20 protein-coding genes and 4 pseudogenes are annotated in these 25163 nt (G+C 73.6%); 5 read left to right on the forward strand and 19 right to left on the reverse strand.

Annotated elements, in window-relative coordinates:
* The 8 genes and pseudogenes from BMY61_RS41645 to BMY61_RS41680 all read right to left on the reverse strand — a co-directional run.
* Positions 1-469: pseudogene (locus BMY61_RS41645) on the reverse strand (hypothetical protein); the annotation flags it as partial.
* A complete protein-coding gene (locus BMY61_RS41650) occupies positions 466-1371 on the reverse strand; it encodes a segregation and condensation protein A (RefSeq protein ID WP_042460625.1) in 906 nt (301 codons plus the stop codon). The gene BMY61_RS41650 and the pseudogene BMY61_RS41645, both read right to left, overlap by 4 nt.
* Positions 1372-1437: 66 nt before the next feature.
* Positions 1438-2007 (reverse strand): hypothetical protein, encoded by a 570-nt coding sequence (locus tag BMY61_RS41655; RefSeq protein WP_042460622.1) that lies wholly within the window; start codon positions 2005-2007, stop codon positions 1438-1440.
* Positions 2004-2942 carry a ParA family protein gene (locus tag BMY61_RS41660; RefSeq protein ID WP_143094799.1) on the reverse strand — a complete coding sequence of 313 codons (939 nt, stop codon included), beginning with the start codon at positions 2940-2942 and terminating at the stop codon, positions 2004-2006. Before BMY61_RS41660 ends, BMY61_RS41655 begins: the two co-directional genes overlap by 4 nt.
* Before the next feature lie 509 nt (positions 2943-3451).
* Positions 3452-4567: an alanine dehydrogenase gene (gene ald, locus BMY61_RS41665; RefSeq protein WP_042460660.1), complete on the reverse strand. Its 1116-nt coding sequence runs from the start codon at positions 4565-4567 to the stop codon at positions 3452-3454.
* 222 nt (positions 4568-4789) lie between these two features.
* A complete protein-coding gene (locus BMY61_RS41670) occupies positions 4790-6811 on the reverse strand; it encodes a tetratricopeptide repeat protein (protein ID WP_052439550.1) in 2022 nt (673 codons plus the stop codon).
* A gap of 262 nt (positions 6812-7073) precedes the next feature.
* On the reverse strand, positions 7074-7715 hold the full coding sequence (locus BMY61_RS41675; protein ID WP_236656673.1) for an NUDIX domain-containing protein: 642 nt from the start codon (positions 7713-7715) through the stop codon (positions 7074-7076).
* Positions 7712-9379 carry a CTP synthase gene (locus tag BMY61_RS41680; RefSeq protein ID WP_075004275.1) on the reverse strand — a complete coding sequence of 556 codons (1668 nt, stop codon included), beginning with the start codon at positions 9377-9379 and terminating at the stop codon, positions 7712-7714. Before BMY61_RS41680 ends, BMY61_RS41675 begins: the two co-directional genes overlap by 4 nt.
* A 313-nt stretch (positions 9380-9692) precedes the next feature.
* On the opposite strand from BMY61_RS41680, the pseudogene BMY61_RS48690 reads away from it, so the two are divergent.
* The 3 genes and pseudogenes from BMY61_RS48690 to BMY61_RS41690 all read left to right on the forward strand — a co-directional run.
* Positions 9693-9899: pseudogene (locus BMY61_RS48690) on the forward strand (trehalase-like domain-containing protein); the annotation flags it as partial.
* Between the two features lie 123 nt (positions 9900-10022).
* Positions 10023-11654, forward strand: a pseudogene (locus tag BMY61_RS47265) (glycoside hydrolase family 15 protein); the annotation flags it as partial.
* A 203-nt stretch (positions 11655-11857) separates the two neighbouring features.
* Positions 11858-12475 (forward strand): HAD-IA family hydrolase, encoded by a 618-nt coding sequence (locus BMY61_RS41690; protein WP_042460653.1) that lies wholly within the window; start codon positions 11858-11860, stop codon positions 12473-12475.
* Between the two features lie 122 nt (positions 12476-12597).
* On the opposite strand, the gene BMY61_RS41695 is transcribed toward BMY61_RS41690, so the two are convergent.
* The 7 genes from BMY61_RS41695 to BMY61_RS41725 all read right to left on the reverse strand — a co-directional run bounded on the left by BMY61_RS41695 (position 12598) and on the right by BMY61_RS41725 (position 19423).
* Positions 12598-12993, reverse strand: a complete 396-nt coding sequence (locus BMY61_RS41695; protein ID WP_042460613.1) for a VOC family protein — start codon at positions 12991-12993, stop codon at positions 12598-12600.
* 19 nt (positions 12994-13012) lie between these two features.
* A complete protein-coding gene (locus BMY61_RS41700; RefSeq protein ID WP_082015688.1) occupies positions 13013-14191 on the reverse strand; it encodes a glycosyltransferase family 4 protein in 1179 nt (392 codons plus the stop codon).
* 47 nt (positions 14192-14238) lie between these two features.
* Positions 14239-15972, reverse strand: a complete 1734-nt coding sequence (gene recN, locus BMY61_RS41705) for a DNA repair protein RecN (RefSeq protein WP_042460646.1) — start codon at positions 15970-15972, stop codon at positions 14239-14241.
* A 160-nt stretch (positions 15973-16132) separates the two neighbouring features.
* The gene (locus BMY61_RS41710) at positions 16133-17059 is read right to left on the reverse strand and encodes an NAD kinase (protein ID WP_042460610.1); all 927 of its coding nucleotides are present in this window, start codon (positions 17057-17059) and stop codon (positions 16133-16135) included.
* 109 nt (positions 17060-17168) lie between these two features.
* Positions 17169-17981: a TlyA family RNA methyltransferase gene (locus BMY61_RS41715; RefSeq protein ID WP_042460607.1), complete on the reverse strand. Its 813-nt coding sequence runs from the start codon at positions 17979-17981 to the stop codon at positions 17169-17171.
* 7 nt (positions 17982-17988) lie between these two features.
* Positions 17989-18390 (reverse strand): hypothetical protein, encoded by a 402-nt coding sequence (locus tag BMY61_RS41720; RefSeq protein WP_075004276.1) that lies wholly within the window; start codon positions 18388-18390, stop codon positions 17989-17991.
* The gene (locus BMY61_RS41725) at positions 18383-19423 is read right to left on the reverse strand and encodes a hypothetical protein (protein WP_052439549.1); all 1041 of its coding nucleotides are present in this window, start codon (positions 19421-19423) and stop codon (positions 18383-18385) included. The genes BMY61_RS41720 and BMY61_RS41725 overlap by 8 nt, the downstream gene beginning before the upstream one ends.
* Before the next feature lie 129 nt (positions 19424-19552).
* On the opposite strand from BMY61_RS41725, the gene BMY61_RS41730 reads away from it, so the two are divergent.
* The gene (locus BMY61_RS41730; RefSeq protein WP_042460604.1) at positions 19553-19900 is read left to right on the forward strand and encodes an SCP2 sterol-binding domain-containing protein; all 348 of its coding nucleotides are present in this window, start codon (positions 19553-19555) and stop codon (positions 19898-19900) included.
* Positions 19901-19959: 59 nt separating this feature from the next.
* On the opposite strand, the gene BMY61_RS41735 is transcribed toward BMY61_RS41730, so the two are convergent.
* A complete protein-coding gene (locus BMY61_RS41735) occupies positions 19960-20997 on the reverse strand; it encodes an HAD-IIA family hydrolase (RefSeq protein ID WP_042460600.1) in 1038 nt (345 codons plus the stop codon).
* Positions 20987-21538: a tetratricopeptide repeat protein gene (locus BMY61_RS41740; RefSeq protein ID WP_082015686.1), complete on the reverse strand. Its 552-nt coding sequence runs from the start codon at positions 21536-21538 to the stop codon at positions 20987-20989. Before BMY61_RS41740 ends, BMY61_RS41735 begins: the two co-directional genes overlap by 11 nt.
* 129 nt (positions 21539-21667) lie before the next feature.
* Between BMY61_RS41740 and BMY61_RS41745 the strand changes: the two genes are divergently transcribed.
* Complete coding sequence (locus tag BMY61_RS41745) at positions 21668-23017, forward strand: DUF1015 family protein (protein WP_236656672.1); 1350 nt, start codon at positions 21668-21670, stop codon at positions 23015-23017.
* 100 nt (positions 23018-23117) lie between these two features.
* On the opposite strand, the gene BMY61_RS41750 is transcribed toward BMY61_RS41745, so the two are convergent.
* A complete protein-coding gene (locus tag BMY61_RS41750) occupies positions 23118-24095 on the reverse strand; it encodes a tetratricopeptide repeat protein (RefSeq protein WP_236656674.1) in 978 nt (325 codons plus the stop codon).
* 30 nt (positions 24096-24125) lie between these two features.
* Positions 24126-25163 (reverse strand): annotated as a pseudogene (locus BMY61_RS48955) (hypothetical protein); the annotation flags it as partial.

Below are 25163 nucleotides of genomic sequence, written 5' to 3' on the forward strand. Positions count from 1 at the left end.
CTGCCGGGCGCGGCGCAGGCGACGACTCGGCCACCGGCTCCGCCGGCGCGGGGAGCGCCCCCCGGGCAACGGGCTCCACCCACACGTTCGCCTCGGCCGGGTCTGCCGGGCGCGCCGCCGGGGCGGGGAGGCCGTCCGGCGTGGCGGGTGCTTCCACCACGCTCGGCTCGGCCGCAGCCGGGCGCGCCGAAGGCGCCGGCTCGGCCACCGGCTCCGCCGGGGCCGGGAGCGCCCCCCGGGCGGCGGGCTCCGCCCGCACGCTCGGTTCGGCGGAGGCGTCGGCGTGTGCCGCAGGCGCCCACTCCCCCGTCGCCGCGGCCTGGTCGCGCGAGAGTGGGTAGCCCGGGAGGGTGGGGTCGGGGGTGTCGGTGGGCGGGAGTTCGTCGCGGAAGACCGTCTCCAGGTGCTCGCCCGGGCGGGGTTGGCCGGGAAGGCCCAGGCGGCGGCGCGGGGTGAGGTCGTCCGTCATGCGTCCTGCTCCTTGCCCTTGGTGCCCTTGCTGCCTGCCGTGCCCTTGCTCTCTTCCGGCTCGGCCGGCGGCGCGTCGAACTCGTCGCCGAGGTCCGCCGCGACCTCGACCTCGCCGTCGGCGACCCAGCGGACCAGCAGGTCGCCCAGGGCCTCCGGCTGGTCGAAGGCGAGGCACTTCTCCCGGTACAGCTCCAGCAGCGCGAGGAAGCGGGCCACGACCGTGAGGACGTCCGGCGCGTCCGCCGCCAGCTCGGCGAAGCGGGCCTCGCCGCGTTCGCGCAGCAGCGCGACGACGAGCTCGGCCTGCTCGCGCACCGACACCCGCGGGGTGTGGATGTGGTCGACGTAGACGACCGGCTTGGGCTTCGGCTCCATCGCCTTGGCGGCGAGCTTTGCGAAGGCCTCCAGGCCGATGGAGATGACCACCTCCGGCAGCAGCTCCGCGTGCTGCGGCTCCAGGCCGACCGTGCGCGGACGGCGCAGCTGCTCGGCCTCCCAGCGCTGGGCGAAGATCTCGGCGACGCGCTTGTAGGCGCGGTACTGCAGGAGGCGGGCGAAGAGCAGGTCGCGGGCCTCCAGGAGGGCCAGGTCCTCCTCGTCCTCGATCTCGGCGACGGGCAGCAGCCGGGCCGCCTTGAGGTCGAGGAGCGTGGCCGCGACCACGAGGAACTCGCTGGCCTGGTCGAGGTCCCAGTCCGGGCCCATGGCCCGGATGTGGGCGATGAACTCGTCGGTCACCTTCGACAGCGAGACCTCGGTCACGTCGAGCTTGTGCTTGGCGATGAGGCTCAGCAGCAGGTCGAAGGGGCCCTCGAAGTTGTCCAGGCGCACCAGGAAGCCGCCGGACGGCTCCTCGGGGGGAGCCTCGGCCGCGGGCGAGGGGTCGGGCAGGGTCGTCATCGCGCCCTATCGTGCCCTGTCCCCCGCCCGGCGGGCGAGCGCCCCACCGTGCGGCGCGTCAGCCGCTCAGCGGCCGCGCAGCCGCCGGACCAGGATGCTCGCCTCGCCGCGCTGCTCCAGGTCGGCCAGGACCACGGCCACCGCCTCGCGCACGATCCGGCCGCGGTCGACCGCCAGGCCGTACTCGCCGCGCAGCAGCAGGCGGGCGTGTTCGAGGTCGAAGAGCTCCTCGGCTGAGACGTAGACGGTGATCTTCTCCTCGTGCCGCTCACGGCCGGTGGGGCGGGAGCGGGGGGCGCGCGCCTTGCGGCGGGCCGCGGCCGGCTGGGAGACCGCCTCGGAGGCCGCCTGGGCGGCCCTGGTGGCCGCGGAGACGGGCCGGGCGGGGGCTTCGGCGCCGCGCTGCGCGTCGCCGCGGGCCGGGGGCACCTGGGGGGTGGCGAACGGTGCGGCGGCCGCGCCGTGCTCGCCGGCCGGGTCGGCCGGACGGCCCTCCTCGGACGCGCCGGGCAGCTGGGTCGCCGGCGACGGCTCCTCCGCGGCCGCGGGCGGGGCCTGGTCCGGCGCGCGCGGCACGGGCGTGAGTGTGGTCCCCCCGGTGGTCCGGAACAGTTCGTCCGCCCCCGGGAGACTCACTCGACGTGGCACCGGGCGAGCACCTCCCTGGCGAGCTGGCGGTAGGCGGCGGCGCCGACCGAGTTGGACGCGTAGGTGGTGATCGGCTCACCGGCGACCGTGGTCTCCGGGAAGCGCACCGTACGGCCGATGACGGTGTGGAAGACGTGCTCGCCGAACGCCTCGACGACGCGGGCCAGCACCTCGCGGCTGTGGACCGTGCGCGAGTCGTACATGGTGGCGAGGATGCCGTCCAGGCGCAGGTCGGGGTTGAGCCGCTCGCAGACCTTCTCGATGGTCTCCGTCAGCAGCGCGACACCGCGCAGCGCGAAGAACTCGCACTCCAGCGGCACGATGACGCTGTGAGCGGCCGTCAGCGCATTGACCGTCAGCAGGCCGAGGGAGGGCTGGCAGTCGATGATGACGTAGTCGTAGTCGTTCATCAGCGGCTTCAGCGCACGGGCCAGCGCCGACTCCCGGGCCACCTCGCTGACCAGCTGCACCTCGGCGGCCGACAGGTCGATGTTGCTGGGGAGCAGGTCCATGCCCGGCACAGCCGTCTTCAGCAGCACCTCATCGGCCGTCAGGCCCCGCTCCATGAGCAGGTTGTAGACGGTGAGGTCGAGCTCCATCGGGTTGACGCCGAGACCGACCGAGAGGGCGCCCTGCGGGTCGAAGTCGACCAGCAGCACGCGGCGACCGTACTCCGCGAGCGCGGCACCCAGGTTGATGGTCGAGGTGGTCTTGCCGACCCCGCCCTTCTGGTTGCACATCGCGATGATGCGCGCCGGCCCGTGCTCGCCGAGCGGCGAGGGGATCGGGAAGTACGGCAGCGGACGCCCCGTGGGGCCGACGCGCTCACGGCGCTGGCGCGCGGCGTCGGGAGCAAGCGTGGCGGCGTACTCCGGGTCCGGCTCGTATTCGGCATCAGGGTCGTAGAACTGACCACCCGCCATCTCGGTCTGGACCAGGCCAGGCTCGACGGGGGCGTCCAGCGCGCTCGCGTAGCGGAGCGCCTCGTGATCGGAAATCGGGTACTCCAGGCTCGGGTAGCCGGGCTGCTGCTGACGTGCGTCAAAAGTGCGCGGGCCGCCACTCCCGGGAGCAATTGTCGACTCATTCACAAGTCGTCTAACCTCCTTGGCGACCGCCGTAGTGACCGGGCTTCGGGGCTCTGCCCCCTCCACTGGGCGGCATTCACCGCACCGCAGCCTAGCAACGACACAGTAGCGTCAACCAGCACACCGGTGATGCACTAACCAACATGTCGATATGACAATTGTCGATCATTGCCGCGTGGCACTGTGCGAAACCACCGTTCGGCCTGCGGGGACACCGTCGATGACCCCCGTTCACTCCTCTGCCGAGGGTGAATCGACACGCTGTCGTGTTGACAGAACGCCAGAACGCCACAGGGGCGCCGCACAGCTGTGCGGCGCCCCTGTGGGCTTCAGGCAGTCGTACGTCAGGCGAGGACGTCGGCCAGCTCGACGCTCGGCAGGCCGAAGGCGTCGGCGACGGCGGCGTAGGTGATCTGGCCCTCGTGCACGTTCAGACCCTTGGCCAGCGCGGCGTCGCGGCGGCAGGCCTCCTGCCAGCCGCGGTTGGCCAGCTCGAGGATGTAGGGCAGGGTCGCGTTGGTCAGCGCGTAGGTGGAGGTGTTCGGCACCGCACCCGGCATGTTGGCCACGCAGTAGAAGACCGAGTTGTGGACCTGGAAGGTCGGCTCGGCGTGGGTGGTCGGGTGCGAGTCCTCGAAGCAGCCGCCCTGGTCGATGGCGATGTCGACGAGCACGGAGCCCGGCTTCATGCGGGAGACCAGCTCGTTGGTGACCAGCTTCGGGGCCTTGGCGCCCGGGATGAGGACGGCGCCGATGACCAGGTCGGCCTCGAGGACGGCCTTCTCCAGCTCGAAGGAGTTGGAGGCGATGGCCTTGATCTTGTTGCCGAAGATCTTGTCGGCCTCGCGCAGCTTGTTGATGTCGCGGTCGAGCAGGGTCACGTCGTAGCCCATGCCGATGGCGATGGTGGCGGCGTGCCAACCGGAGACGCCACCGCCGATGACGACGGCCTTGGCCGGGTGGGTGCCGGGCACGCCACCGGGGAGGACGCCGCGGCCACCGGTCGGGCGCATCAGGTGGTAGGAGCCGACCTGCGGGGCCAGGCGACCGGCCACCTCGGACATCGGGGCGAGCAGCGGCAGCGCGCCGTTGGCCAGCTGGACCGTCTCGTAGGCGATCGCGGTGGTGCCGGAGGCCAGCAGGGCGTCGGTGCCCGCGCGGTCCGCGGCGAGGTGGAGGTAGGTGAAGAGCAGCTGGCCCTTGCGGAGGCGGTGGTACTCCTCGGCGATGGGCTCCTTGACCTTCAGCAGGAGGTCGGCCGTGGCCCAGACCTCGTCAGCGGTCTCGAGGATCGTCGCGCCGGCGGCGACGTACTCCTCGTTCGGGATCGAGGAGCCGACACCGGCGTTGTTCTCGATGAACACCTCGTGCCCGTTACGGACCAGCTCATGCACGCCAGAAGGCGTGATGGCCACGCGGTACTCGTGGTTCTTGACCTCGCGGGGGATGCCGACCTTCACGACGAACACGTCCCTTGCACATGGGGTTTCCTCCCGCCGGCGGGATGGCAGGCGGAAGCCACGCGCAGCGACACTGCTAAGCGCGGCATCTACGAGTGTAATGAAGCCCAGGCGATCCGGAAGCCTTCCAAAGTGTTCAAAAGATCTGGATCGGTTGGCAGTTTCGTAGGCTTGCGCGCACTACAGGCCCACAGATCCCTAGAAAAGAGACAATCTCGACATTCATTCGAAACCGGGGCGTTCTCCCATGCCGAGCGCGGCCGCCTGCTCCCGCTGGACCCGTGCGCCGGCCGGGTCCCCGGCCCGCTCCAGGGTGTCCGCCAGCCTCAGCAGCACCAGCGACTCGAGCCGCGGACCGAGACGCCGGGCGGCCTCCAGCGCCTCGCGCTGGGTGCGCAGCGCCGCCTCCGTGTTGCCGCCGAGCTCCTGCACCCGGGCCGCGCCGAGGATCGCCCCGACCGCACCGGCCTCGTCGTCCAGCTTGCGGTGCAGCGCCACCGCCGCCCGGTACTCCCGCAGCGCGTCGGCGTGCCGCCCCTGCGCGCTGTGCACGGCCGCCAGCCGGGCCAGCAGCCGCGCCTCGTCGACGCGCTCGCCCCGGTTGCGGCGCAGCGTGAGCGCCCGGCCGTAGAAGTCCACGGCCCGCACCAGGTCGCCCGAGGCCCGGTAGGCGCCCGCGGTGGCCTCCAGGATCCGTCCCACCGCCACGTGGTCCTCGGCGGCGCGGGCGGGCGCGAGCGCACCCCGGTAGCGCTCCATCGCCCGGGTGTGCTCCCCCGCCGCCGCGTGCAGGTCGCCCAGGTTGACCAGCGCCGCGGCCTCCCGGCGCGGCTGCCCCGAGCGGCGGGCCACCTGCTGCACGGTGTTGTGCAGCGTGTACAGCTCGGTGGTGACGGCACGGCCCGTCGCCTCGCCCCACACCGGCAGCACCCGCACGAGCGCGGTCGCGAGCCGGGTCACCAGCCCGTCCAGCCCCCCGGCGGCCTCCGCCTGCGGGACCGCGAGCAGCAGCTCCGGCAGCGCCGCGTCCAGCCACGCGAAGGCCTCGGTGGGAGTGCGGAAGCGCAGCGCGGCGGGCGGCACCTCCGGGTCCGGGGGCGCCAGTCGCACCAGGCAGGCAGTGAGCAACCGCACCTGTCGCTCCAGCCAGCGCGCCCGCGCCAGCTCGACCGCGGCGGGCTTGTCGGTCCCCTCCCGCAGCGCCACCAGCATCGGCGCCAGGCTGAGCGGCAGCCGGTACCACCCGCCCGGCTCCTCGCGCAGCAGCTGCTGCGCGGCCAGCACCCCGAGCAGTGTCCGGGCGGTGTCCGTCGGAAAGCCCACCAGCGCGGCGGCGCCGCGCTCGTCCAGCACCCCGCCCGGCACGAGCGTCGCGAACCGCAGCAGCCGGCGCGCGTTCGCGCCGAGCTCCTGGTGAACGAGCGTGAAGGCCCGGCGCAGCGGATCCTCCGTGCGCTGGGCGCCGCGCGGGGGCGGCGGAGGAGTCGGGGGCGTGCCGGCCGGCGGGTAGGCGGGCATCGGCGGGACGGGCTTGCCGTCGACGGTGCGCGGGACAGGCGGGTGCTCGGGGAGCGGCGGCACGGGCGCAGTCGCCGGGTGCGGCACCACGGGCACGGTCCGCAGCGCGTTCAGCGCGTCGCTGACGGACGCGCGCGGGCGGCTCGCCAGCCACCCGCCCAGCAGTCGCAGCGCGCCCACGTGGCAGGCCACCGCCTCGGCGAGCGCCTGCGCCGCCACCGGGTCCACGACGACGCGGGTGTCCCCCGCGAGCGCCGCGAGCAGCTCCCGCGCGGCGGTGTAGTCCAGCCCGCCCAGCACGCACGGCCGCACGTCCGGCACCCCGGACAGCGGCCCGTGGGTGACGGCGACGGTGAGAGCGTCGGGATGGGCGGGCAGCAGTGCCTCGACGCTGGCGCTCGCGTTCTCGGCCGGGACGTCGTCCAGGACGAGGACGACGGGCGTCCTCGCGAGGTGCGCGCCGAGCGCGTCCTTGGCGGCGGCCTCCGCGTCGCCGGCGGCGAGCGCGGCCGGCCGGGGCAGTCCCAGCTGGTCCAGGAGCCGCCGCACGGGGTCGGGCGCGGCGAGGGACAGGTAGTGGACGGGCCGCTCCGCGGCGACGGCGGGATCGCCGGCCACCTGCAGGGCGAGCGCGGTCCGACCGGATCCCGGCCTCCCGGCGACGGCGAGGACCCGGGCCCGCCCGGCCTCCTCGCGCAACTGCGCGAGCTCGTTCCGTCGCCCCACGAACGTCGCGGCTCCCGCCGCAGAGTCCGTCTGTGCCGATACCACGAGCGCCGCTCCCGTCGTCAGGACCGATCTTCTGACGCAGAGTAATCCACTCGGCACGCGAGACAGGCCAGGGGCGCGAGGCAGTTGCACTATCCAGGGGCGCGGGGAACTGCGCGACAAGCCACCGACATGCGCATGGTCCTCAACGAACAGGACCATCCGCACAGGGTGGTTGCTCGCGCAGTTCCCCGCGCCCCCAAGCGTGCTGCAGCGTCCCTCAGAAGGGTCGTGCGGGCCAGGGCGCGTCGGCGGGACGCAGGGTGTCCAGGGCGCCCGCGGCCTGCGCGGCCTTGAGCGCCATCGCCGCCGCGACGAGCGCGCCGTTGTGCAGCTCGCCCGCCAGCGCCTGGCTGACGACCTCGTCGAGCGGGAACCACCGCACCTGCATGTCCAGCTCCTCGCCGTCCGCGGCGAACTTCTCGCCCTCGGCCTCGGAGAGGTCGCGGGCCAGGAAGACGCGGATGGACTCGTCGGAGCCGCCGGAGGTGGGGTAGACGTCGATAAGGACGCGCCAGTCGCCCGCCTTGTGGTGGGCCTCCTCCCACAGCTCGCGCTGGGCCGCGCGCAGCGGGTTCTCGCCGGGGATGTCCAGCAGGCCGGCGGGGAGCTCCCACAGGCGGTGGCGGACCGGGTGGCGGTACTGCCGCACGAGCAGGACCCGGCCCTGCTCGTCCAGGGCGAGCACGCCGACGGCGCCGGTGTGCTTCACGTAGTCGCGCGTGGCCGCGCGGCCGTCCGGCATGACGACGTCGTCGGAGACGACGTCCCAGACCTTGCCCTCGAAGGAGGTCCGCTCACCGCGGACCTCCCACGAGTCCGGCGTGTCCCTCAGTTCCCCCTGCACCGTGGGCTCGCTCACGCGCCGGCGCCGTCCTGGACCTTGATCGCCGCGGCGACCAGGCCCGCGAAGAGCGGGTGCGGGCGGGTCGGACGGGACTTCAGCTCCGGGTGGGCCTGGGTGGCCACCAGGTAGGGGTGCGTCTCGCGCGGGTACTCGACGTACTCGACGAGGTCGCCCTTCGGGGACAGGCCCGAGAACTGCAGGCCGGTCTTCTCCAGCTCCGCACGGTAGGAGTTGTTGACCTCGTAGCGGTGGCGGTGGCGCTCCTCGACGTACTGCTCGCCGTCGTAGACCTCGCGCACGATGGAGCCCTCGGCGAGCTTGGCCGGGTACAGGCCCAGGCGCATCGTGCCGCCCAGGTCGCCCTTGCCGTCGACGATCTCCAGCTGCTCGGCCATGGTCGAGATGACCGGGTGCTTGGCGGCCGGGTCGAACTCGGTGGAGTTGGCCTCGGTGAGCCCGGCCAGGTTGCGCGCGGCTTCGATGACGACGCACTGCAGGCCCAGGCACAGGCCCAGCAGCGGGGTGCCGCTCTCGCGGGCGTAGGTGATCGCGCCGACCTTGCCGTCCACGCCGCGCTCGCCGAAGCCGCCGGGGATGCAGATCGCGTCGACGTCGCCGAGCTGCTGGCGGGCGCCCTCGGGGGTCTCGCAGTCGACCGAGGTGACCCACTTGATCTCGACCTTGGCGTGGTTGGCGAAACCGCCGTGGCGCAGCGCCTCGGTGACCGACAGGTAGGCGTCGGGCAGGTCGATGTACTTGCCGACCAGCGCGATCCTCACGTTGCGCTTGGGCTCGTGGACGCGGCGCAGCAGGTCGTCCCACTGGGTCCAGTCCACGTCGCGCCAGGGCAGGTTGAGCCGGCGCACCACGTAGGCGTCCAGGCCCTCGGTGTGCAGCACCTTGGGGATGTCGTAGATGGAGGGGGCGTCGATCGCGGCGACCACGGCCTCCTCGTCGACGTCGCACATCAGCGAGATCTTGCGCTTGATCGCGGCCGGGACCTCGCGGTCGGCGCGCAGCACGATCGCGTCGGGCTGGATGCCGATGTTGCGCAGGGCGGCGACGGAGTGCTGGGTCGGCTTGGTCTTCAGCTCGCCGGAGGGGCCGATGTAGGGCAGCAGCGAGACGTGGACGAAGAAGACGTTGTCGCGGCCGACCTCGTGGCGGACCTGGCGGACGGCCTCCAGGAACGGCAGCGACTCGATGTCGCCGACGGTGCCGCCGACCTCGGTGATCACCACGTCGACGTCGTCGGTCGCCATGCGGCGGATCCGGGACTTGATCTCGTTGGTGATGTGCGGGATGACCTGGACGGTGTCGCCCAGGTACTCGCCGCGCCGCTCCTTGGCGATGACGGTCGAGTAGATCTGGCCGGTGGTGACGTTCGCGCTGCCGTGCAGGTTGGTGTCGAGGAAGCGCTCGTAGTGGCCGATGTCGAGGTCCGTCTCGGCGCCGTCGTCGGTGACGAAGACCTCGCCGTGCTGGAACGGGTTCATCGTGCCGGGGTCGACGTTCAGGTACGGGTCGAGCTTCTGCATGGTGACCCGAAGACCCCGGGCCTTGAGCAGAGCCCCGAGGCTGGAGGCCGTCAGCCCCTTGCCGAGCGAGGAGGCGACGCCCCCGGTGACGAAGAGGTGCTTGGTCGTCGTGCCGGCCTTACCGGAATGGGGCTGTGCCAAGAGGGGGCTCCCGTGGTCGCGTCAACAACACCCGCACCATCCGCGAGTTCAACCTCGCTGGGGTGCATGGGTGGTGGATCGAAGGGGTCCCTGAGCCGAGCCCTTGCGGGCGGACTCAGTACCAATCCACGGAATACCAGGGTATCAGTGCCCTCGCCCAGCTGCGCTCGGAGCGGTCCCGCGGCGCGCGGGTGACGTGCCTTCCGGCAGCGCCCCGGGAAAGGAATCGGCACGCCGCATTCCGGAACGTGTTCCCGGGCGGCGCATGATCCGAAGTATTCTGCACGGACACCGTCTGCCTCGGGAGAACCACGTGGCCGCCCGTATCGAGGACTACGCGCTCGTCGGCGACATGCAGACCGCCGCCCTGGTGAGCAGGGACGGCGCTGTCGACTGGCTGTGCCTGCCCCGCTTCGACTCCCCCGCCGTCTTCGCGGGCCTGCTCGGCACGGACGAGCACGGCTTCTGGCGGATCGGCCCGGCCGAGCCGATGCCGGTGGCCGAGCCGGAAGCCGCCGAAGACCCGCAGGCCTTCGACGCCGGCGCGTTCGACGCGTCGATCTTCCAGGCCGTCTCCTTCGACGACAGCGGATCTTTCAAGGTCCTGCCGCCGACGGCCGCCGCACCCGCGCCGCCGTCCACCCGACGCCGGTACCGGGGCGACTCGCTGATCCTGGAGCAGGAGTGGGACACCCCCGGCGGGACCGTGCGGGTGATCGACTTCATGCCGCCGCGTGGTCTTCCCGAGCGCGGCGCGGTACCGCAGATGATCCGCATCGTCGAGGGCGTCAGCGGCACCGTGCGGATGCGCTCGGCGGTCCGCATGCGCTTCTCCTACGGGCGCGTGGTGCCGTGGGTGCACCGCGTCGACGTGGACGGCGGGCAGACCCGGACGGTGGCCGTGGCCGGTCCGGACTCGGTGTGGCTGGACGGCGCGGCGGAGACCTACGGCCGCAACCTGACCACGTACGCGGACTTCACCGTCACGGCCGGGGAGCGGATCTCCTTCGCGCTCACCTGGCAGCCCTCGCACCTGGGCGCCCCGGACCAGCCGGACGCCGAGGAGGCGCTGGCCTTCACCGAGGAGTTCTGGCACGACTGGGTGGCCCAGTGCACCTACCAGGGCCCCTACCGCGAGGCCGTGGTCCGCTCACTGATCACGCTGAAGGCGCTCACCTACGCCCCGACCGGCGGCATCGTCGCCGCGCCCACCACCTCGCTGCCCGAGGACATCGGCGGCGTGCGCAACTGGGACTACCGCTTCACCTGGCTGCGCGACGCCACCATCACCCTGTCGTCGCTGCTGCGCACCGGCTACCGCGACGAGGCCCGCGCCTGGCGCGAGTGGCTGCTGCGCGCGGTGGCGGGCGACCCGGAGAACCTGCAGATCATGTACGGGATCGCAGGCGAACGGGAGCTGTCCGAGACCACCCTGGACTGGCTGCCCGGCTACGAGGGCTCCGTCCCGGTCCGGATCGGCAACGGCGCCGCCGACCAGCTCCAGCTGGACGTCTACGGCGAGGTCGTCGAGGCGCTGCACCTGGCCCACATGACGGGCCTGGCCCGCAACGACCACGCCCACATGCTGCAGCTGCGCCTGATCTCCTGGCTGGAGCAGCACTGGAACAAGCCGGACGAGGGCATCTGGGAGGTCCGCGGCCCGCGTCGGCACTTCGTGCACTCGAAGGTGATGGCCTGGGTCGCGGTCGACCGCACCATCCGGATGATCGAGCAGACCCCCCACGAGGGCCCGCTGGAGCGCTGGCGCGAGCTGCGCGACACCATCCACGCGGACGTGTGCGAGTACGGCTACGACGCGGAGCGGAACACCTTCACCCAGTCCTACGGCTCGAAGGAGCTGGACGCCTCACTGCTGGTGATCCCGCAGGTCGGCTTCCTGCCGCCGGACGACAAGCGCGTCATCGGCACGATCGAGGCGGTCCAGCGCGAGCTGCTGACCCCCGACGGCTTCGTGCTGCGCTACCGCACCAACGGCGAGGAGGAGGGCGGCGACGGCCTCCCCGGCGACGAGGGCGCCTTCCTGGCCTGCTCGTTCTGGCTGGCCGACGACCTGGCGATGATCGGCCGGGTCGGCGAGGCCCGCGAGCTGTTCGACCGGCTGCTGGCGATCCGCAACGACCTGGGGCTGCTGGCGGAGGAGTGGGACCCGCGGCTGCAGCGGCAGGTGGGCAACTTCCCGCAGGCGTTCAGCCACGTCCCGCTGATCGACACCGCGCTGCGGCTGACGGCGGTCGGTGGCCTGCCGGGACTGTGAGTCCCTGACCGCTGCTACGGCCGCGGGGCGCCGCGGTGGCGGCTTCGGCCTCGTTCTCGGCCCACCCGCAGGGGAAGGACCTGGGGGTCCCGGCGCCGGACGCCCGGCATTTTGTAGACTGGCGGGACATAATCTTCGCCACCCCCTGGGAGACCGCCGTGGTCCAGCCGATACCGCTCGACGCCCGCGCCCTGCTGCTGGACATGGACGGGACGCTGGTCGACTCCGGCGCCGTCGTCCTGCGGGTCTGGGGCCGGTGGGCCGCGCGCCACGGACTGTCGATGGAGCGCGTCGAGGAGGTCGTCCACGGCCGCCAGGGACACGAGTCCATGGCGATCCTGCTGCCGGACCGCCCGAAGGCGCAGAACCTCGCCGACAACGCGCAGATGCTCGCCGACGAGACGGCCGACGTCGAGGGCGTCGTCCCGATCCCCGGTGCACCCGCCTTCCTCGCGGCGATCGCGGACGCCCCGCACGCGCTCGTCACCTCGGCGGACGTCGCCCTCGCCACCGCCCGCATGGGCGCGGCGGGCCTGCGCATGCCCGACGTGCGGGTCACGGCGGAGGACGTCAGCGCGAGCAAGCCGGACCCGGAGGGGTTCCTCAAGGGCGCGGCCGAGCTGGGCTTCGCCCCGCAGGACTGCGTGGTCTTCGAGGACTCCCCCGCGGGCGTCGCGGCGGGCCTGGCCGCGGGCATGCGGGTCGTCGGCGTGGGCGCGGCGACGGCCGCCTACGGCGCGACGGTCAGCGTGGACACGCTGGAGCAGGTCGCGGTCCGGCGAGGCCTCAACGGAACGATCACGCTGCTGATCAACAGCTAGCCAACCCCCTGGGAGCGCGAGGAACTGCGCGACAAGCCACCCTGGGCCTTCGGATCCCGAGCGAACAGGGCATCCGCCTCCGGGGGGGTGCTCGCGCAGTTCCCCGCACCCCTGAAGGCGCCCTACGGACGCTCCTGCACCACCCAGCCGTTGCCGTCCGGGTCGGCGAAGGCCAGGAACGAGTTCCACGCGCCGCCGTGGCCCTCCTCGCGGCCGTTCGGGCCGAAGTGGAACACACCGTCCACCTCCACACCGGAGGCGACCAGCTGGGCGCGGGCCGCCTCGATGTCGGAGACGCAGAGCTGGAGGCCCTGGTAGGTACCGGGGGCCACCTGGGTGAGGCCCTCGCCGATGGTGACGGAGCAGCCGGAGCCCGGCGGGGTCAGTTGGACGACGCGCATGTGCTCGCTCATCCGCCGGTCAACGTCGACGTTCCAGCCGAGCTGCTCGCTGTAGAAGGCCTTGGCCCGGTCCACATCGGAGACGGGCAGCACGACGACTTCGAGAGTCCAGTCCATACGACCCACGGTAAGCGCTTCAGCGCTCCGAGATGAGTTCGTCGTAGACGCTCAGCACCTGGGCGACCGTGTCGGCCTCCGTCGGCCAGGTCTCCGCCTGCAGTGGGCCGGCCGCCGCCAGTTCCGCGCGGCGGGCGGGGTCGGCGAGCAGGGAGGAGACCGCGGCCGCCAAGGCCGTCGCGTCACCCGGAGGGACCAGCACCGCCGCGTCGCCGAGCAGCTCGGGCAGACCGCCCACCGCCGTGGCGACGACCGGGACGCCGGCGCGCAGCGCCTCCTGGGCGACCAGCGGGCGGGCCTCCCAGCGGGAGGAGATGACCACCACGTCGGCGGCGGCGAGCAGCTCCGCGACGTCCTCGCGGTAGCCGAGCAGTTTGGCCGGGAGCCGTTCCGCCTTGATCCGGGCGCGCAGCGCCGCCTCCTCCGCGCCGACGCCCGCGACGACGAGCAGCGGGTGGTCCTCCGCGGCGCGCCAGCCCGACGCGGCGTCCAGCAGGAGCTGGAAGTTCTTCTGCGGGGTCAGCCGACCGATCGCGAGGACGATCGGCCGGTCCGGGGCGTCCTTGGCCGCGCCCCGGCGGCCCTTCTCCGCCAGCAACTGACGTCGCGTCTGCTCCCGTTCCGCGAGGGCCGGGGGCAGCGGCGGGGCGACGACGGGGCCGAGGCGGGCGTCGGTGGCACCGAGGTCCCGGGCCCGGGTGACCAGGTCCGAGGAGGCGCCGAGGACGAGGTCCGCCGCTCGGGCGACGCGGCGCTCCATCATCCGCAGCAGGCGCCGCTCCATCCCGGTGGCCAGGTTGGCCGTGTGGGAGGTGACCACCAGCGGCGGCGCCTCCTGGGCGCGGGCGGTGCGCAGCGCCAGGTCCGAGAGCAGCGCGGCGCGCAACCCGTGGGCGTGGACGAGCGAGGCGCGCGCGAAGGCGCGCCGCAGCTCGCCGACGGCCGCCGCGTCGGTGCGCGGACCGGGCGTCGGGGTGATCTCCACGGCGTGGAACCTCGCCCCGGCGCCGGAGAAGCCGAACAGCTTGTCGGTCTCCGCCGGCCCGCACACGGTGACGTCGACGCCGTGCGCGGACAGGCCCGCCGCGAGGGAGCGCACGTGCGCGCCGATGCCGCCGGTCGTGCCCGCCAGCACGAGCACGGCGCGGAGCTCCTCGCTGGGCCCGGCGGGGGTGGTCTGCGCGGCGTTGGGCGTCACGGTCGGCGTCGCTTCTTTCGGTCGTCGCAGTCTTCGTCTTCGTCCGGTCAGGGTCGGCCGGCGCCCTGGCGGGCGGCGGCCAGCAGCTCCTCGGCGTGCGCGCGGCCCAGCTCGGAGTCCTCCAGTCCGGCCAGCATCCGCGACAGCTCGCGCACCCGCTCCTCGTCGGTCAGGGTCTTCACGCCCGAACGGGTGACGGTGCCGTCGACGGTCTTCTCCACCACCAGGTGGCGGTCGGCGAAGGCCGCCACCTGGGGCAGGTGGGTGACCACGACGACCTGCGCGGTCCGGGCGAGCCGGGCCAGGCGGCGGCCGATCTCGACGGCGGCCTTGCCGCCGACGCCCGCGTCGACCTCGTCGAAGAGGTAGGTCGGGACCGGATCGGCACCGGCGAAGACCACCTCCACGGCCAGCATGACGCGGGAGAGCTCACCACCGGAGGCACCCTTGGCGATCGGGCGCGGCGAGGCGCCCGGGTGCGGCGCGAGCAGCACCTCGACCTCGTCCACGCCGTAAGGGCCGAAATCCGCCGATCGGGTGATCCCGAAACTCACCCGTGCGTGGGGCATGGCCAGCTCGGTGAGCTCGCGGGTGACCGCCTCGGCGAAGGTCTCGGCCGCGGTGTGCCGGGCGGCGCTCAACTGCTCGGCGAGCGCGGACACCGCTTCCGTCAGCGTCTGCTGCTCCTCTTCGAGAGCACCGATCCGGTCGTCGTCGCCGTCCAGCTCCGCCAGCCGCTCCCCCGCCTGCTCGTTCCAGGCCAGGACCGCCGCCAGCCCCTCCAGTTCCGCCGCGGGCACGCCGTACTTGCGCACCAGGTGCGCCAGCACCGCACGACGCTCCTCGACGGCGGCCAGGCGCACCGGGTCCGCATCCAGGTCCTCCGCGTAGCCGGCCAGCTCCTGGGCGATGTCGGCGAGCAGGTAGGACACCTCGCTCACCCGGTCCGCCAGCGCGCCGAGCCGCTCGTCGTGCGAACGGACCGCCTCCAGCGCCCGCTTGGCCTGCGCCACCAGCAGCCCCGCGTCGACCACGTCCGGGTCGGTCGGGTCACCCGCCAGGGCGCCGTGCGCGAGCGTCGCGGCCGAGGAGAGCGCGTCGGCGTGGCCGAGCCGCTCCGACTCGCTCGCCAGCTCCTCGTCCTCGCCCGGCAGCGGCTCGGCGGCGGCCACCTCGTCCAGGCCGAACCGCAGCAGGTCCGCCTCCTGGGCGCGCTCGCGCGCCCGGGTGGTCAGCTCGTCCAGCGTCGTGGCGACCTCGCGCAGCCGCCGGTAGGCCGCCTGGTACTCCACCAGCGGCCCCGAGACGGTCTCGCCCGCGTAGCGGTCCAGTGCGCCGCGCTGCCGGGCGGGCTGCAGCAGGCGCTGCTGGTCGCTCTGCCCGTGCACGGCGATCAGGTCCTCGCCGAGGGTCTGCAGCAGGCTCACCGGCACCGACCGGCCGCCCACATGGGCGCGCGAGCGCCCCTCCGCCGAGACCGTGCGGGAGAGCAGCAGGGCACCCTCGTCCAGCTCGGCCCCGGCCTCCAGTGCACGCTCCGCGACCGACGACCCCGTGGGCACGTCGACCCGCCCCTCGACGACCGCCCGGTCGGCGCCGTTGCGCACCAGACCCGCGTCCGCCCGCCCGCCGAGCAGCAGGCCGAGGCTGGTCACCACCATGGTCTTGCCCGCCCCGGTCTCACCGGTGACGACGTTGAACCCCGGCGCGAGTTCGACAACCGCGTCGTCGATCACGCCAAGGGCTCGTATCCGCATCTCCTCCAGCACGCCCCTGACGATACGGGGGTGCGGGCCCTTCTCGCGACGAGCCACCCGTACGCGCGCGGATCGAGCGTCAGTACGAGCACGCACGGGCGGTGCCGGACGGGGCTGCTCTGCGCTGCCCCGCTCCACTCGGCTCCATACGGCTCTCTACGGATCCACTCGGCCGTACTCGGCCCTACTCGGCGTTTCCGCGCCAGCCGGTGACCGGCAGCTGGAACTTGGTCACCAGTCGCTTGGAGAACGGCGCCCGGTGCAGCCGCGCCAGCAGCACCGGGTTGTGCCCGCGCCGCACCTCGATCCGCGCCCCCGGCGGCAGCTCGTACGTCCGCCGACCGTCGCACCACAGCACCCCGTGCGAGGTGCCCGGCTGCACCTGCACCTCCAGCACGCTGTCGGGCGAGGTGACCAGCGGGCGGGCGAAGAGCGCGTGCGCGGAGATCGGCACCATCAGCAGCGCCTCCACCTCCGGCCACACCACCGGGCCGCCGGCCGAGAACGCGTACGCCGTGGAGCCCGTCGGCGTCGCGCAGACCACGCCGTCACAGCCGAAGGACGACACCGGACGGCCGTCCACACCCATGATCAGTTCGAGCATCCGCTCCCGGGACGCCTTCTCGACGCTGGCCTCGTTCAGCGCCCAGTCCGTGTGCACGACCCGGCCGTCCTCGCGGACCACCACGTCGATCGTCATCCGCTGCTCGACCTCGTAGTCCCGGGCCACCACGCGCTCCACGACCTTCTGCAGGTCGTCGCGCTCGGCCTCGGCCAGGAAGCCGACCCGGCCCAGGTTCACCCCGAGCATCGGCACCCCGAACTCGCGCGCCAGCTCCGCGCCGCGCAGCAACGTCCCGTCGCCGCCCAGCACCAGGATCAGTTCGCAGCCCTCACCCGCGGCCGGCCCCGGCTGGACCACGTCCACGCCCTCGGGAAAGCCCATGTCGGGTGCCTCGGAGGCGAGCACGCGGATCCTGATCGAGGCCTTGAGCAGACCCTCGACGAGGCACTCGACACTCTTCAGGGCCGCCTCGCGCCCCGTGTGCGCGAGCAGCAACACCGTGCGGTCGAACTGGTCGACGGGCCGGTCGACAGGCTGGTCTGGCATGGGCCTCCTTCACCGCTGTGCCTTCGACCCTACCCGCTGCGCGACCCGCCACCGGGGTGGATTTCCGGGCGTCCCTCCGCGCTGTTTCAGCCGCCGACCACCGCGTCCGCTACTTCGGCCCCTCCGCGACCGCGCGGGCCGCGTCCGCCGGGTCCAGCGGCGGCGCGTCCCGGCGGAACCACAGGAAGTACTCCACGTTCCCGGACGGCCCCGGCAGTGGACTCGCCGTCACCGCCCGCACCCCGAGCCCGAGCTCCGCGCCCTGCCCCGCGACCTTCTCGATCATCTCCTGGCGGATCTGCGGGCTGCGCACGACGCCCCCGCTGCCGAGCCGCTCCTTGCCGACCTCGAACTGCGGCTTCACCATCAGGACCAGGTCGCCCTCGGGCGCGGTCACCGCGGCCAGCGCGGGCAGGACCAGCCCCAGCGGGATGAACGACAGGTCGGAGACGACGAGGTCCACCGGCTCGCCGCCGACCTGCTCGAGGGTCAGCTCGCGCACATTGGTGCGGTCCATCACCACGACCCGGTCGTCGCTCTGCAGCGACCAGGCCAGCTGGCCGTAACCCACGTCCACGGCGAGGACGCCGGTCACCCCGGCCCGCAGCAGCACGTCGGTGAACCCGCCGGTGGACGCGCCCGCGTCCAGGCAGCGCCGACCCTCCACGGCCAGCCCCTGCGGCACGAACGCGGCCAGCGCGCCCGCGAGCTTGTGCCCGCCCCGGGAGACGTAGTCAGGGTCGTTCTCGTCCTTCGCCACGACGACGGCCGCGGCGGTCTCCACCTGCGTCGCGGGCTTGGTCGCCACCGTCCCGCCGACCGTCACCCGCCCTGCGGCGATCAGCTCGCTCGCGTGCTCACGCGAACGGGCAAGGTTCCGGCGGACCAGTTCGGCGTCCAGACGGCGTCGTGCGACTGCCACGTACGGTTCAGCTCCTGCTCGATGGTTCAGATGCGGTTCGGTGGGCGGGCGACGGCGGGCCTGCGGGCCGCTCGTCCAACCCCGCGAGGGTATCCCGGAGCAGCTCGTGCACCTCCCCGTAGACGGCCGCCCGCGCCTCGGCCGGCACCTCCCCGGCGACTGCGAGCCGCGCGAGCGCGGTGTCGACCGCGGCATGCCCGGTCTCGACGACGGGCGGGAGCGGCGCGAGCGGCACGGCCGGGGTATCGGCGACTGCGGGAACGGCGGGGGCGTTCACGTGGTCGGTGGGCGGCGGCGCGGCGGGGACGTGCGGACCGTGCGGCGCGGCGGGCGCGTGCGCCGGAGACGGCGCCTGCGGCACCGGCGAGCCGAGCGGTCGGCGGGGCGCCGGCCAGGCCGCGTCACTCATCACCGGCTCCAGCCGGACCCGCCGCGCCGGGGGCGGTCCTCTTCGCGCCCGGAGCCTTCTTGGCGGACGCCTTCTTGGCGACGGCCTTGGCGGGGGTCTTGGCGGGGGTCTTCTTCGCCGCCCTGGCGGTGGGCACGGACGCCTCGGCGTCCTTCGTCGCCTTGCGCGGCGTGCTCTGCTTCACGGCAGGCTGCTTCTTGGCGGCAGGGGCCTTCTTCGCCGCTCGCGCGGCAGGCGCGGACGCGTCGGCCGCTGCCTCAGGCTCAGGCTTCACGGCAGGCTGCTTCTTGGCGGCAGGGGCCTTCTTCGCCGCTCGCGCGGCAGGCGCGGACGCGTCGGCCGCAGCCTCCGGCTCAGGCTTCGCCGCAGGCTGCTTCTTGGCTGCCGGCGCCTCGGCCGCCTTCGCCACCGGGGCCTTCTTCGCCGCTCGTGCGGCAGGTGCGGGTGCGTCGGCCGCTGCCTCCTGCCGCGGCTTCATCGCCTTGCGCGGAGCGCTCTTCTTCGCCGCCCGTGCCGCAGGCGCCTCGGCCGGGCGGGTGGCGGACTCCACGGCGGAAGCCGCCTGCTCGGACGGCGAGGGGGTCGGCTTCGTGGACGCGCGGTCGCGCATCGCGGGGACCGCCGCGGCGCGGCGGGCCGCGGCCTCGGACGCGGCGGCCGAGTCCTCGTCGTCGACCACGACGCGGACCGGGCGGGGCCGGGACTCCGCGCGGGGGAACGCGTCCTCGGCGCGACCGGGCGTCGGCGACGGCGCCGACTGCGGCTCCGGGGACGCGGGCGCGCTGCCCTGGACCTGGCGCAGCTGGCGCTCGAGGTACTCCAGGACCACGCCCGCCTGGACGATGCCGTCACCGAGCCGGTGCCAGGCCTTCTCGCCCTCGCTGACCGCACGCTCGACCACGCCGTCCGCGAGGTCGCGGACCTGCGGCGGCAGCCGCTTGTGCAGCTCCTCGGCCACGCCCACGGCGACCGTGGTGGCGACCTTCACGTACCCACGGACCATCTCGCGCATCCCGCCCTCGCCCTCGTCCACACGTCCCTCCACAGCTCGCCGTAGGACCGACGCTACCGTCTCCGCCGCCGCCGTGAGGCCCTGGCGCTGCGGTACGGTCGGAGCCAGCCCGTCCGCCGCCCCGGCACCACCAGAGGAGCCCGCCCGCGTATGGCCACCGCGCTCGAGTGCCGCGAGGCACTGACCACCTTCAGCGAGAACCTCGGCAAGGCCACCGGGAACGCCCGCACGGCGGCCCAACTGGACCGGTCGCTCTCCTGCTGGCTCACGGACCTGGACCTGACCTTCACCGGGCGGCTGCGCGGCGGACACATCCAGGACCTGACCCAGGCCCCCGGCAAGCCGGCCGAGAAGGCGCAGATCCGGCTCACCCTCGCCGGGGACGACCTGGTCGCGCTCGTCGACGGCTCGCTGAACTTCGCCAAGGCGTGGGGCTCCGGTCGGGTGAAGCTGGAGGCGAGCATCCTCGACCTGCTGAAGCTCCGCAGCCTGCTCTGACGCCCGGCCGCCCGTCCGGGCGCGGCCAGGCGGGCCAGGCGGGCCAGGCCGGGACGGGCTCAGAGCCCCAGCTCGGCCAAGGCCTTGCGCCACTCCGGCACCGGGCGGCCCGCATCGGCCGCGGCCCAGGTCGCCGCGCACAGGGCGCGCAGGCCCGCGTAGGGGTCGGTGCCGCGGTCGTCGCCGAAGCCGAGGCGGCCGTCCTCGCGCGGGGCCACCGTCCAGCCGCCGCAGCGGAACGTCGCGTCGCCGAGCTCCTCCAGCGCCGACGGCACCGCCAGCAGGCCGCGCAGATCGGCGGCGAGGTAGGTGGGGCGGTACTTCGCCTCCGCCTCCGGCAGCTGTTCGGGGCGGGTCACCCCGGTGAAGACCAGCAGGCTGTCGACGCCCCCGTTGAAGGCGCCCTCGATGTCGGTGTCGAGGCGGTCGCCCACCACCAGCGGACGCTGCGCCCCGGTGCGGAGGACCGTCTCGCGGTGCATCGGCGGCAGCGGCTTCCCGGCCACCTCCGGCTCGACCCCGGTGGCGGTGCGGACCGCCGCCACCAACGTGCCGTTGCCGGGCGCGGTGCCACGGGCGGTGGGGATCGTCAGATCCGTGTTGGAGGCGACCCACGGCAGGCCGCGCTGGACCGCGTAGGAGGCCTCGGCCAGCTGCGCCCAGCCGATCGTCGGGTCGTAGCCCTGGACCACGGCCGCCGGCCCCTCGTCGAGCGAGGCCACCGGCACCAGCCCGCGCTCACGGACCGCCTCCCGCAGCCCCTCGCCGCCGACGACCAGGACCGCCGAGCCGGCCGGAACCTTCTCGGCCACGATGCGTGCCGCCGCCTGCGCGGAGGTGATGACGTCCGCGGGACCGGCCGCGATGCCGAGCTCGGTCAGGTGCGCGGCGACGGTCGCGGGCGTGCGGGAGGCGTTGTTGGTGACGTAGGCGAGGTGCATGCCCGCGGCGCGCGCCGCGTCCAGGCTCTCCACGGCGTGCGGGATCGCGGCGGGACCGGCGTAGACGACGCCGTCCAGGTCCAGCAGCGCCGTGTCGTAGGCGAGGTGGAGCGGCTGCGTCTGCTGGTCGGACTGCTGGACGTGCTCAGTGGCCATCGGAAGGTTCTCCCTGCGGGTCGGCGAGCGGCGGGTCGACGCGCTGTCCCTCGACGGCTCGTGCGTCGACGCTCTGCGCGCCGGTCGGCTGCGATGCGGCGGGCACCTCGTCGTGCCGCTGCCGGTCACCCCCGACCGTACCGAAACCGCCCGCTCTCGCCTTCAACGTGGCCCGGGTCTGCCGCAGCGCCGCCCGGTACGGCTCCGAGGAGGGCCGCATCGCCACCGCCAGCGCGAGATGCTCCGCCGAGGCCTCGAAGTCCCCCAGCCGGGCCGCCGCCAGCCCCCAGCCGAACTGGGCGTAGTCGTCCGACGGGTCCGCGAGCGCCACGGCCCGGAAGTTCTCCAGCGCCGCGGCGTAGGCGCGCGTCTCGAACTGCGCCCGCGCCAACGCCTCGCGGATCGCCCGCGAGTGCGGCTCCTCCTCCACCGCGTGGCTGAGCAACTGCACCGCCGCCCCCGCGTTGCCCTGCGCGAGCAACGCGATCCCGCGCCGGAACCAGTCGTAGACCCCGCCGCCCGGCCGTCCCTGTTCCGTCATCCGGTTCCGACCTCCCGTACCGTGCGCTCGCGAATGAGCCAACCATGCCAACTAAGTGAGCCTCTGGCGATCAACAACCGCATACATCGGATTAACATGCCCAGAGTGAGACGAGTCAGTGCTGACGACGTGAGTGAAACCCGCTACGGCGACGCCGGGAGGGTGGCCGCCTGCGGCCTCTCCCTCGCCCCGTTCCGTGGCCTGCGCTACGACCCCGAACGGGTGAGTTCTCTCGGGGCGGTCACCTCCCCTCCCTACGACGTCGTCGACCCCGACGGCCGCACTCGGCTGGAGGACAGCGACCCGCACAACGTCGTCCGACTGATCCTGCCGCGCCCCGAGCCCACCGCCGAGGCCGGCTACCGGCACGCCGCCTCGCTCCTGGAGGACTGGCAGCGGCTGGGCGTGCTGCGCCCGGACCCCGCCCCCGCCCTCTACGTCTACGAGCAGCTCACCTCCCAGGCCGACGGCAACCTGCTCCAGCGCGGCCTGATCGGTGCCCTCGCGGTCAGTGACGCCCGCGCCGGCATGGTCCTGCCGCACGAGGACGTGATGCCGCGCCCCGTCGCCGACCGCGTCGGCCTGATGCGCACCACCAAGGCCAACCTCGAACCGCTGCTCCTGACCTACCGGGGCGACGGCCGTGCGGCCGCCGTGGTCACCCGCGCCGCCGAGCGCCCCCCACTGCTGGAGACCACCACCAGCGACGGCACCCGGCACCGCCTCTGGGCCGTCACCGACCCCGCCGACCTGGCCGACGTCTCGGCCGACCTGGCCACCTGCCGCGCCCTGATCGCCGACGGCCACCACCGCTGGGCGATGTACCTGCGCCTGCAGCGCGAGCACCGCCACCTCGCCCACAGCCCCTGGGACCGGGGCATGGTGCTGCTCGTCGACACCGCCGAGTACCCGCTGCGGGTCCGCGCGATCCACCGGGTACTGCACCAGCTGCCGCTGCGCAAGGCGCTGGAGCGGCTGCGCGACGCCGGCAACGGCGACGACGGCTGGCACGTCACCGACCTCGGCGACGACTTCGGACGGGCCCTGAAGGCGCTCGCGGCGGAGAAGCGCGAGCGCGGCACCGGGCGGGACACGGGTCGGGAGAACGCCTTCCTGCTGGCCGGCGAAGGCGGGTACCACCTGCTGACCGGCCCCGGCGAGGCGGCGCTCGACGCGGCCGTCCCCACCGACCTGCCGGAGGAGTACCGCCGACTGGACGCCACCGTGCTGCACGCCCTGCTTCTGGAACGCGTGTGGCACGTCCCGGACGACCCCGAGCACATCGGCTACCTGCACGACACCGGCGCCGCCGTCCGTGAGGCGGTCCGCTCGGGCGGCACGGCGGTGCTGCTCAACCCCGTCGAGGAGGGCGTCGTGCGGCGCCTCGCCGAGCAGGGCGTGACGATGCCGCGGAAGTCCACGTCCTTCGGCCCGAAGCCGGCCACGGGCCTGGTGCTGCGCAACCTCCGCCTGGGCTGAGCCGACTGACGGCTCAGCAGACAGCGAACGCGAAAGGGCCCGTTCCGGGTGCGTCACCGCACCCGGAACGGGCCCTTTCCGGTCCTGCCTTGCCTACACGTCAGCGACGGTCGCCGGGCTGGGAGTTCGGGCCGTAGCCCTCCTCCTCGTCCTCTTCCTCGTCGTCCTCGTAGTAGTCCTCGCCGTCGCCACCGTCGAACATGCCCTCGCCCTCGGCGGCCACGTCGTCGGCGTCGAGCGCGTTGCCGATGCCGTCCTCGAGGTCGTCCTCGAGGTCGTCCTCGTCGTCCTCGTCGGTGTCCTCAGCGGCTGCGGAAGCCTCCGCCTCGTCCTCGGCGAGCTCGGCCTCGGCGGCGTCCGCGGGGAGGTCACCCGAGATGTCGTCCTCGTCCGCGTCGTCGTCCAGGGCGTCGACGAACTCGATCCCGTCCAGCTTGGCCAGACGCTCGGCGGCGTCGGTCGTGCCGTTCTGGTCCACCTCGACGGCCTTCGCGAACCACTCGCGAGCCTCCGTCTCCCGGCCGACCTCGAGCAGCGCGTCCGCGTAGGCGTAGCGCAGACGGGCGGTCCACGGCTGCACCGAGTGCGACGCCAGCTCCGGCGACTCCAGGGTCACCACGGCGGCCTCGAGCTGACCCATGTCCTTGCGGGCACCGGCGGCGACCAGACGCATCTCGACCTGGCCTGCCTTGTCGAGCTGCTTGACCTCCGGCGCGCCCGCCATCTCCAGCGCGCGCTCCGGGCGGCCCAGACCACGCTCACAGTCGGCCATGACCGGCCACAGGTCCGCCGAGCCCGTCATCCGCCGCGCGGCACGGAACTCGGTCAGGGCCTCGGAGTACCGCTCGGTCGCGTACGAGGCGAAGCCGGCCGCCTCACGGACGGCGGCGACGCGGGACGCGAGCCGCAGCGCGACCCGGGAGTAGGCGTAAGCCTGCTCCGGGTCCGAGTCGATCAGACGCGCCACCATGACGAGGTGCTTGGCCACATCGTCGGCGAGCGTCTTCGGGAGCGTCAGCAGCTCCTGACGCACATCGGCGTCGATCTCCTGGCCGGTGACGTCCTCGTCGATCGGCAGACGACGCGTGGGCTCGCTCCGCTCACCGCGGTCACGGTCGCCGTACCCGCCACGCCGCTCGAACGACCCACCACGGTCGTCACGACGGGGGCCTCGGTCACGGTCGCCGTAGGACGGCCGGTCGTCACGGCGCGGGCCACGGTCACCGTAGGAGGGGCGATCGTCCCGACGCGGGCCACGGTCGCCGTACGAGGGACGGTCGTCACGACGCGGGCCACGGTCACCGTAGGACGGACGGTCATCGCGGCGGAAGCCGCCACGGTCGCCACCGCGGTCACGGTCACCGTAGGAGGGGCGATCGTCACGACGCGGGCCACGGTCACCGTAGGACGGACGGTCATCGCGGCGGAAGCCGCCACGGTCGCCACCGCGGTCACGGTCACCGTAGGAGGGGCGGTCGTCACGACGGGGGCCACGGTCGCCGTAGGAGGGACGGTCATCACGGCGCGGGCCACGGTCACCGAACGACGGACGGTCCTCCCGACGCGGGCCACGGTCACGGTCGCCGTAAGACGGACGGTCGCCGTGGGAGGGGCGGTCGCCGTAGGACGGGCGGTCGTCACGTCGGGGGCCACGGTCACCGTAGGAGGGACGGTCATCCCGACGCGGGCCACGGTCACCGTAGGACGGACGGTCATCGCGACGCGGGCCACGGTCACCGTACGAGGGACGGTCATCCCGGCGCGGGCCACGGTCACCGTACGAGGGACGGTCATCGCGACGCGGGCCACGGTCACCGAACGACGGACGGTCGTCACGACGCGGGCCACGGTCACGGTCGCCGTGGGAGGGGCGGTCGCCGTAGGAGGGGCGGTCGTCACGACGGGGGCCACGGTCACCGAACGACGGACGGTCGTCACGGCGCGGGCCGCGGTCACGGTCGCCGAAGGACGGACGGTCATCGCGACGCGGGCCACGGTCGCCGAAGGACGGACGGTCGTCACGACGGGGGCCACGGTCGCCGTAGGAAGGACGGTCATCGCGACGCGGGCCACGGTCACCGTAGGACGGGCGGTCATCCCGACGCGGGCCACGGTCGCCACCACGGTCACGGTCACCGTAGGAGGG

The organism is Streptacidiphilus jiangxiensis, assembly GCF_900109465.1.
GTDB classification, from domain to species: Bacteria; Actinomycetota; Actinomycetes; order Streptomycetales; family Streptomycetaceae; genus Streptacidiphilus; species Streptacidiphilus jiangxiensis.